General features: G+C 42.9%; 13 protein-coding genes. 6 read left to right on the top strand and 7 right to left on the bottom strand.

Going from position 1 to position 8,500, the window contains the following annotated elements:
• A partial coding sequence (locus tag QUB63_RS25105; protein WP_332948052.1) for a calcium-binding protein occupies nt 1-968 on the bottom strand: 968 nt, incomplete at its 3' end.
• Nucleotides 969-1,460: 492 nt separating this feature from the next.
• Here QUB63_RS25105 and QUB63_RS25100 point away from each other — a divergent pair.
• Nucleotides 1,461-2,069 (top strand): helix-turn-helix domain-containing protein, encoded by a 609-nt coding sequence (locus tag QUB63_RS25100; RefSeq protein ID WP_332948051.1) that lies wholly within the window; start codon nt 1,461-1,463, stop codon nt 2,067-2,069.
• A gap of 120 nt (nt 2,070-2,189) precedes the next feature.
• Here the strand turns inward: QUB63_RS25100 and QUB63_RS25095 are convergent, their stop codons facing one another.
• Both QUB63_RS25095 and QUB63_RS25090 read right to left on the bottom strand, forming a co-directional pair.
• Entirely contained in the window at nt 2,190-2,549 is a 360-nt protein-coding gene (locus QUB63_RS25095) for a DUF5615 family PIN-like protein (RefSeq protein WP_332948050.1), read from the bottom strand.
• Nucleotides 2,527-2,877, bottom strand: coding sequence for a DUF433 domain-containing protein (locus QUB63_RS25090; RefSeq protein ID WP_332948049.1), 351 nt, complete (start codon nt 2,875-2,877; stop codon nt 2,527-2,529). Before QUB63_RS25090 ends, QUB63_RS25095 begins: the two co-directional genes overlap by 23 nt.
• Before the next feature lie 76 nt (nt 2,878-2,953).
• Between QUB63_RS25090 and QUB63_RS25085 the strand changes: the two genes are divergently transcribed.
• Genes QUB63_RS25085 through QUB63_RS25070 form a run of 4 tightly spaced genes read left to right on the top strand, consistent with a single transcriptional unit; the run spans nt 2,954 to nt 4,260 of the window.
• Nucleotides 2,954-3,190, top strand: coding sequence for a hypothetical protein (locus QUB63_RS25085; RefSeq protein ID WP_332948048.1), 237 nt, complete (start codon nt 2,954-2,956; stop codon nt 3,188-3,190).
• Nucleotides 3,190-3,690: a hypothetical protein gene (locus tag QUB63_RS25080; protein WP_332948047.1), complete on the top strand. Its 501-nt coding sequence runs from the start codon at nt 3,190-3,192 to the stop codon at nt 3,688-3,690. Before QUB63_RS25085 ends, QUB63_RS25080 begins: the two co-directional genes overlap by 1 nt.
• A 32-nt stretch (nt 3,691-3,722) precedes the next feature.
• Complete coding sequence (locus QUB63_RS25075) at nt 3,723-3,848, top strand: hypothetical protein (protein WP_332948046.1); 126 nt, start codon at nt 3,723-3,725, stop codon at nt 3,846-3,848.
• A gap of 31 nt (nt 3,849-3,879) precedes the next feature.
• Nucleotides 3,880-4,260, top strand: coding sequence for a hypothetical protein (locus QUB63_RS25070; protein WP_332948045.1), 381 nt, complete (start codon nt 3,880-3,882; stop codon nt 4,258-4,260).
• A gap of 182 nt (nt 4,261-4,442) precedes the next feature.
• Here the strand turns inward: QUB63_RS25070 and QUB63_RS25065 are convergent, their stop codons facing one another.
• From QUB63_RS25065 to QUB63_RS25055, 3 genes are all read right to left on the bottom strand, one after another.
• Nucleotides 4,443-4,610: a type II toxin-antitoxin system RelE/ParE family toxin gene (locus QUB63_RS25065; RefSeq protein WP_332948044.1), complete on the bottom strand. Its 168-nt coding sequence runs from the start codon at nt 4,608-4,610 to the stop codon at nt 4,443-4,445.
• Entirely contained in the window at nt 4,610-4,894 is a 285-nt protein-coding gene (locus QUB63_RS25060; protein ID WP_332948043.1) for a type II toxin-antitoxin system ParD family antitoxin, read from the bottom strand. The genes QUB63_RS25065 and QUB63_RS25060 overlap by 1 nt, the downstream gene beginning before the upstream one ends.
• 152 nt (nt 4,895-5,046) lie before the next feature.
• Entirely contained in the window at nt 5,047-5,244 is a 198-nt protein-coding gene (locus QUB63_RS25055) for a helix-turn-helix transcriptional regulator (RefSeq protein ID WP_332948042.1), read from the bottom strand.
• A gap of 318 nt (nt 5,245-5,562) precedes the next feature.
• Here QUB63_RS25055 and QUB63_RS25050 point away from each other — a divergent pair, with 318 nt between their 5' ends.
• Nucleotides 5,563-5,772 (top strand): hypothetical protein, encoded by a 210-nt coding sequence (locus tag QUB63_RS25050; RefSeq protein ID WP_332948040.1) that lies wholly within the window; start codon nt 5,563-5,565, stop codon nt 5,770-5,772.
• Nucleotides 5,773-6,007: 235 nt separating this feature from the next.
• Here the strand turns inward: QUB63_RS25050 and QUB63_RS25045 are convergent, their stop codons facing one another.
• A complete protein-coding gene (locus QUB63_RS25045; RefSeq protein WP_332948039.1) occupies nt 6,008-8,215 on the bottom strand; it encodes a GumC family protein in 2,208 nt (735 codons plus the stop codon).
• Nucleotides 8,216-8,500: the final 285 nt, after the last annotated feature.

The following is an 8,500-nucleotide window of genomic DNA, read 5'->3' as shown; positions in this document are numbered from 1 at the left end:
GTCGGAGTCGTCACAGGCGTCGGAGTCGTCACAGGCGTCGGAGTCGTCACAGGCGTCGGAGTCGTCACAGGCGTCGGAGTCGTCACAGGCGTCGGCGCAGGCGTCGGAGTCGTGACAGGTGTCGGCGCAGGTGTCGGAGTCGGTGCAGGTGTTGGCGCAGGTGTTGGTGTCGTTACAGGTGTCGGAGTTGTGACAGGTGTCGGCGCAGGTGTTGGCGTCGTCACAGGTGTCGGAGTCGGCGCAGGCGTTGGCGTCGTCACAGGTGTGGGCGCAGGTGTCGGCGTCGGAGCCGGCAAACGCTCCGGGTTCACAGTCACAACCCCGCTAGCATCAACAATAGTCAATCTGTTCTCACCCCGCAACACTGCCAAATAATTGCCTGTCACGTCATCCTGAATAATCGTGTTACCAGCATTAACCCCTGTGCCCACATAAATATTGAGATCGTCAAAGGCCAGATTGCTGCTTAACTTAATTACATCCTCACCGTCTGTATAATCAACAATAAAATCGGCATCCGAAAGCTCAGAACCCCCAGTATTTTTGCCAATAAAAAAAGTGTCGTTACCATTCCCCCCGGTTAATGTATCTGCTCCCTTGTCTCCATAGAGAATGTCATTCCCCAAGTTGCCAAACAAGCTGTCATTACCTTTACCACCGTAAACTGTATCGTTATCTATTCCGCCAGAAACTGTATCCTCGCCTTCGTTGCCGTATATCAAGTTATCTCCAGCATTAGCAAATAGCCGATCGTCACCTCTGCCGCCGTAAACTGTATCGTTACCTTTGCCACCGTAGACGGTATCATTACCTTCATTACCGTATAGCTTGTCATCTCCTTGCTTGCCGTAGATTAAGTCGTCTCCATCACGGCCAAACACTAAGTCAGAGCCTTGTTGTCCAAATATTAAATCTGCATCGGGGGTGCCATTGAGAGTATCGTCAGCCCACGTTCCATTAATGTTCATGTTGCAATCTCAGTGTGAATACTAGATTTATGCTTATTCGAGCTAAAAGTCTTTCTCCATCTCTGAAAAAATGACTTGCTAGCTTGTATTTTTAGATCGCGCGATCGCCCTAACTTTTATGCAAAAATCAGGTATTGATTACAAAAACAAAAATTTTGCATAGCAAAGCTTTGACCATCGCACTCACAAATATCTCAGTCCGCAGAAGGCGCATTGCAGCCTCCTACTTATATATCTGGCCAAATCCACAAAATTATGCAAAAGCCCAGAAATAAGATCCTTTCCAAGAAGACCTGCTACAGCCTCCTGTTTATATATCTGGGAAATTTCAGAAAATTATGCAAAATCCTAGAAAATAAATTAGAAAATTTTCTTCCCGTGCCCAAGACTGCAACCAAAGCCAGAAGTACATCAGGTTTTCGCCTGTGTCTCCTGTTCGATCGCTAACTATAGTCAGTAACGACTAAAAAGCAGTCTCGCAAACGTTTTGATTTGCAAACAGCACCCTTTGCTTTTCAGCTTTCACTTATAATAAGCTACCTGTACCTTAGATTTTTACAGCTTACATCAGGAATTATGTTAGGATTACATCAGGAATTTTCGACCCCTCAACCTATGGCACCCAACGAGCAGTTCAGCCAAGCCGCCCAACACTGGGACTTGGAAACCCTCTACACAGACTTGGCCTCGGCTAAGGGAAAACGACTCACCCCCGTTGAGAAGCTACACTTGCGGGGGTTACTTTGTGGCTACAGTCCCGGTGAAATGGCCGAAAAGCTGGGGAAGGATGCTAAAGGCGTTGAAAGTGACCTCTGCGCCAGTATCTATAAGTATGTTAAAGGTCTGATCGGCAAATGTAATGAAAAGATAGGTAACTGGAGAAATATTGCTGAATGGCTTGAGGAAGCTGGATATAAAACTAAGTCACCTGCTAAATTCCCTATTCCAGACGGTTTATGTGAAAATAGTAAAGTTAATGTAAGTAATATAATGCTTGAGAATAATCAGATAACAATTGATGTTTTCCTGCAAATAACTGTACCGCTACCTTCAGAAATTTTAAAACAAAATCTAGACATTGACGACAACATAGTTAATTAGGGTTCGATCGCACTTGCTAAGTAAAGTGAAACAACCGCGATCGGGAAGGGCGATCGCTCTTAACTAATTATATTGCAAAAGTGCGAGCGCGCAATTCCCAAAACTCAAGCCTCAACTAATTCAAGGAATTGGTAAATGAACAATTTGGTCTTGATATTCATCATCAAAAGAACCTCCAGCGATCGTCATCAACTCCTCAAGTGTCTCCCCAATACCCATATCGGGGTTTAAGATCAAAATACCAGGTATGTGGCGATTTTGAGCAATGTGAGCCATCAAGTGTACTGGCATCGATCTGCGATTATTAGTCACCAGCACAAAGTTATTTACTTCACACCATATGAGAATTTCTGGATCTAACGTACCTTTGGGAGGAGTATCGGGTTCTCCCACAGCCCGAATTATCAAATCTGATTCCCGCCGCCGCAGTTGATTAATATAAATTGGATTGACATTTTCATCCATGAGATATTTGAGCATCTTTCGCCTTTTTGCCTTGTCTTTGGGCCTTTAACTGCATCAGTTTCCGCACCGCAGGCGACGGGTTTCGCTGCTGTTCTTCTCGCATTCTGCGTCCCCATTCCAACCAGTCAGCGATGTACTTGCTAACAGCTTCTTTGTTATGCAAATAATACAGAATAGTCGCATAAACTTGTTCGAGACTCAGCGAAGTGTAAATATTGGCAATTTCCTCTGGGGTGCGAGCTCGATAAATGTACTCGTACAGGATAGTTTCAATTCCAATCCTCGAATCTTTCAAGCGAATGTCATCAGGTGCTAGAAAGTTGAAGTATTCTTCTAGTTGCACGGTTTAATTCTTCCTTTTGAGCGACTTTTACTTCTAACTATAATTTTACAATTTTTCCGTTCAAACGTCAACCGATTTGATATTTGAGATTTATCCCATAACCCATGCTAAAATAGAATCAAAAGAGTTAAGCATACAAGGCAAGCAAGCAAGAGTATTAATTCCAGAAAGCCTTAAGCGGGTTAAAGATTATCCATCAGAATTAGAATATCTGACTTATGCTGAGATAGTTGAGCAGGCCAAAACCTCTAGAGAGGTAGCCAAATTGAAAAAACTAATCGAACAAGAACAACGCTTAATGGAGAAAATATAATGATGAATATTCAAGCTTACTTAGACTCAAAAGAGCAATTATCTAATCTCTACGAACAGCAAAAGTATGGGGAAGCATGGAAGTTACTTGAAAAAATGCTGGCGGATTACCCCTGCTCAATTGATTTGTTGGTCAAGCGGGCGAAAATTATTCAACTCTTAGATACAGAGCATATTTCCGATCTCCCTTCTCTAGATATGGCGGTGGAAAGTTTAAAACTGTCTCATTTATTAGCTCCTGATGCCATAGAGCCTTGTCTTGAACTGGGAAATTTTGAATATGCTGTCAGCGATCGCCCTGAGTCCGCAATTAAATATTTTGAATCTGCTAAAATCCAGGCCCAGTTGAAACTAAAGTTAGCCACAATCGGGCTAATCAAGTGTTATATAGATATGGGAAAAATATCTCTGGCAAGGCAAACGCTAGAAACAGCAAAAATCTGGCTGGCAAATGACAGCGATTTGGGAGTTATGGAATTTGAGTTAGAAGAGTATGAGTAAAAGTTGAAGTGCAATTATGCCAAACATTTACATTGGCACTTGCTTACTGGAGTGAAATAAGCAAAATCGGGAAGCGCGATCGCACTTTTACCCGATCTCGCGGGGCGATCGCACCCTGCATTTCTCAAATAAGGGCGATCGCACTTCCACAGTGCTAAAATTAAATGAGAGCGTCAATCACCAACAAAAATGGCAACAATTACCATTCAAATTCCCGACGAACTGGCTCAACGTCTAGAACCGCTGCAAAATCGCTTGCCCGAACTGCTTTGGCAACTTCTAGAATTCACTAAAAAGCCAACAACTATCGAACCCGAAGTTAAAACTAATACTGCCGATATTCCCGCAGTTTATCAAGAAGTTCTTGACTTTTTGATCCAGACTCCTACTCCACAAGACATTGTTAGTTTTAAGGTTTCACAAAATGCTCAGACACGCCTACAAATTTTGCTTGACAAAAACCGCGAATCGACACTCACTCCAATGGAAATAGCAGAATTAGATGTTTGCGAACAGCTAGAACATCTGATGATTTTACTTAAAGCGAGAGCCTATTCAGCTATTAGATAAATGACTTCTACTTGCGCCCCTTCTCTTCAAATCTCCTCTTCCTCTTCACTGCTAGACTCGCCCGAAAAAAGCACTTCTATATCTCGATAACCGCTCATTATTCTGACAACTTCAATATGGCCACTGACAGCGCGATAAAAAATTAAGTAATCCTCCACCAAAAAACTCCGCAAACCAACCCCCTATTCATCCCGACTTCGCCCCATACTAGGAAAATCAGCCAATAACTTGCACTGCTGCTTAATCGCTTCCTTGAGTCTTCTAGCAGAATCGGGGTTAAACTGAGCAATATAGCGGACAATCTCTTTGAGTTCACGTTTCGCTGAAGGTGCTAAGATATACCGAGTCATTACTTTGCCTCCTCAGCTTGCTGCATTTGAGCCTCTATCCGAGAAATATCTTCCTCGATTTCATCAAATACGTCTTCCCCATCAATCCCTTCACCGCGATCTAATTCTTCTATCCCTACTCGAATTTTTTCCTTCAACTGGGCAAGACGCTTCTCCTTAATGCGATCGCGCTCCCACAACAACCGCAAAGCTTCCCCTACCATCTCACTCGCTGAGGAATATTTACCTTTTTTTACCTGTTCTTGGATTAACTTTTCGAGTTCTGAAGTCAAAGATATATTCATCACATTTTGCTCAGCTATCGACTATTTTATGATACCGGTTTTCATATCATTTGCACAGTTTATTTTTTCCCCCAGCCTTAGCTCAAAGGAAGTGCGATCGCACTCGACGCCAAAAGTGCGAGATCCCAACCCACCCGCCTCAACTCCCCAGACTATTCCACCAAATCTTCGATCGAGAACTTCAGCAAATCACACAGCGCTACGAACTGTGCTGGATAGAGTTTTGGAACGTGTCTGTCAGTCTCCCAGTTGATTACCGTGGACTGCACAACATGGCACGCCCTTGCCACTTGTATCCGAGTTAAACGCAGACTTTCACGTCGTTTTCTTAACTTTTGTCCCAGCGTCATTATCTATCCCTCATTCAGTTGATTATATGTATTCAGTTGACTATATATAATCAACTGAATATCTACATTAATTGACTATATATAGTTAATTATTTTAGGCAATTTTGGTCAAAAACTATTGACTTTATAGAAAGCCCTTGGTAAAAATAAGGACTATAAACAACCTAATTTCTCTAGTCTTCTCTGAAATTAGGAACTATACGCGCTAAGTCTGAAAAAAAGTCAAAAGCCAGTCCGCGCCCTCGACAAGCATTGAACTGGCTTTGGCGACCATTCCCGTGCAGACAAATCCCACACTAAATGGAGACCAACTTTATTATGCCTTACAAAGACCGCCTCAACAGGTGGCTGATAGTTCGTTTGCTGCCCAATATGCAGCGAATCACTGTAGCCCATTTTTTCAGGCATTCTGATGCTGAAGGCCATCTGCGGATTATCCGACAGTTAATCCCCAATGCTCACTTTGTCATTGTGTTTAATGCTGATGTCAATCTAGAGGCTGTCCCTAGCAGTACGGAAGGCAGCTAGAGGCTTCTCGTTCGGGCGATCGCACTTTTCGATTAGATCGATCGCCCTTTTCTTGATTAGCCCAAACGAAGTGCGATTCACGCTCGGGATAGCTCCGCTTCACGCGCTATCGCACTTTTTCGACACGACTTTCGCAACTTCTACAGGCGATCGCCAAAAACTCAGCAACTCTATTTATAGCATTTTGTAACGGCAATCCCCCGTGGTTGCCCCTATTTTTCCGATCGACCCTAAATCACACTCTCTTGTGATTTTTACTCGGGCTTTTTACTTGAGTGTAAGACTCATTCGTAAAATAATAATGACTGTGCGGTTCGTTCTTGGGACTCACCCCATTCACAACCATACCGAGCACGTGTTGACTGGATTTCTTTAACAAATCCTTCGCAAAAGCCACACTCCCAGAATAAAGCACCCCCGGCCGCGCCACCAATAAAATACCGTCTGCCTTTTTGCCCAGTATGAGAGCGTCTGCAGCAACGTTTAAAGAAGGACTATCAATGATGACTAAATCGTAATTACTCGAAAATTGTTTAATTAAAGAAGTTATCCGCTGCGAATCTAATAGAGCCATTGGGTTAGGCGGAATCACGCCACAACTGAGCACTTCTAAATTATCCATCACTTGGGCGATCGCACTTTTCAATTCAGCTTGTCCCACAATCACATTGCTCAAACCCACCTGATTCGGAAGTTCCCAAATTCGGTGCTGAACCGGACGGTGCATATCCGCATCTACCAGCAAAACCTTTCGTCCCAATTGAGCCACAGTCGCCGCCAAATTAGCAGCTACTGTAGACTTCCCCTCATGCGGCAGCGAACTGCTAATCACAATAACCTTTAGTTCTGTATCAGAACTGAGAAACCTCAGATTTGCCTGAAGCATCCGGTAAGCAGCACTGACATTAGTGTGAGGAGTATCTTTCACAACAATCTGTCGAGAAGATGGTTCCGAATCCCCAGCACCAGAACTAGGCCGCAGGAAATTTCGCCAGCTATTTTTTTCAAATTTATGCGCAGGAATCACACCCAGCAAGGTAAACCCAAACAATTCCTTCGCTTCTTCAATAGTTTTGACAGATGTGTCTTGAGATTCTAAAGCTAGAGCCGTAGCTATACCGAACAAGGTTCCCAGCAAACTACCCGAAACTAGCAATAGAGATTTGCGAGAAGCAATTGGTTCTTGAGGAACACTAGCTTTTTGGATAATGCGAGCGTTACCCACTTTCTGACTTTCTGCGATCCGAATTTCCTGAAGTTTTTTTTGCAATTCTGCATAAGCAGATTCAGTTTCTTGCAGTTTCCTGGATAATTCGCGCTGTTCTTTCTCCAGATTTGGCAAATTATGCACCCGCTGCTTGTAGCTAGCTAGCGCGTTTAATAAAAGAGAAACTCGCTGAGCTAAACCTTGCCGTTCTACTTCGACGGAGACCAACTCTTCGATCAGTTTTGGCTTCACTTCTCCTATCTGCAAATTCCCGTCATACCCTTGTTGCTGACCGCCAGGAACCTGCTGTATTTGCTTGTCCAGTAGAGCTTTCAGGGTAGCTTTTTTAGTTTCTAGCCTAGTTATTATAGGGGAAGTGTCCAGATAGCGATTTTGCTCGATTGCCAACTGCCGTTCTACCTGCTGGTATTCTTTGAGAGCTTCCTGCACAGCAGTAGACTGGCTGAGGTTGCTCGCCGTTAATGCCTGCTGCGGATTCATCTGCAATTCTTTTTGGAATGCTTGGGACTTAGCCGTTGCTTTGACCAAATCAGACTTAGCTTCGTCTATTTGCCTTTCTAAAGTCGCCATAACAGTTACTGCCGATCTAGATTCTTCTTCTAAATTGACTACTTTATTTCCTTCTTTAAATCTGCTCAGTTCTGCTGCGGCTTTCCGCATAGAGTTGTCAGCAGTAGGTAATTTCTTTTCAATAAACTGGCGGACAGCCACAGCTTCTAGTCGATTGACTTGCACATTATTTTCTATATAAAAATCCATCATGTTCTTTACAATATCTGCGGCTTCTTTGGGGTTTTTATCTTTGTAAGAAACCGTCAGGATATCGGCTCCACGAATAGTAGTTACTGTCAGGTTTTTCAAAAACGCTTTTATTGTTAGATTATCGCCTTTGTGATCCTTGAGATTGAGTTTTTTTATGGTCTTGGCTGCAAGTTCAACAGAACGAATCAGCTCGATTTCGGTAGTCAAGGGGTTGCTTTGCTCTGCCGCGGGAGTCAACTGTCCTATTTCTTTTCCCAATTCTGTTAAGGCAGAGGCAGGATTTGTCTTTTTAAATAAGAGCTTGCCTTCGGCTTCATAGACGGGCTTTTCCTTGAGTACACTATAGCTAGTTAATGCGAGAACCGAGGCAAATACGACTAAGGCGGGCAACCAACGCCTTTTCAAAATCTGCCAGTATTGCTGAAACCCTATACCAGTTTCTGCGGACTCCATAAATTCCTCCTAAACTTATGACATTAAAATTATTTTATTGTCTCATATTTCGTAGCCTATGTCAATAATACTTAAGTATTATATTTTTTTGATATATTTAGTTTTATTACAACAAAAATCAATCAGTAGCGCTCAATAAGTGAAAGATTTACCGTGTCTATACTATACGAATTCCCTGTAACAGAGGTGCCAATTTATACATATATCTAAATATTATTGGTTTGATAAAGTATTTAAAATACTAGAACAAAAGCAAGAGGTTGGTGGGATAATAAAGAGCGTACA

It is taken from the genome of Microcoleus sp. ARI1-B5 (genome assembly GCF_036705795.1).
GTDB lineage: Bacteria > Cyanobacteriota > Cyanobacteriia > Cyanobacteriales > Microcoleaceae > Microcoleus.
The sequence above is the reverse complement of the archived record's forward strand: the minus strand, read 5'-3'. Positions and strand labels throughout refer to the sequence as shown.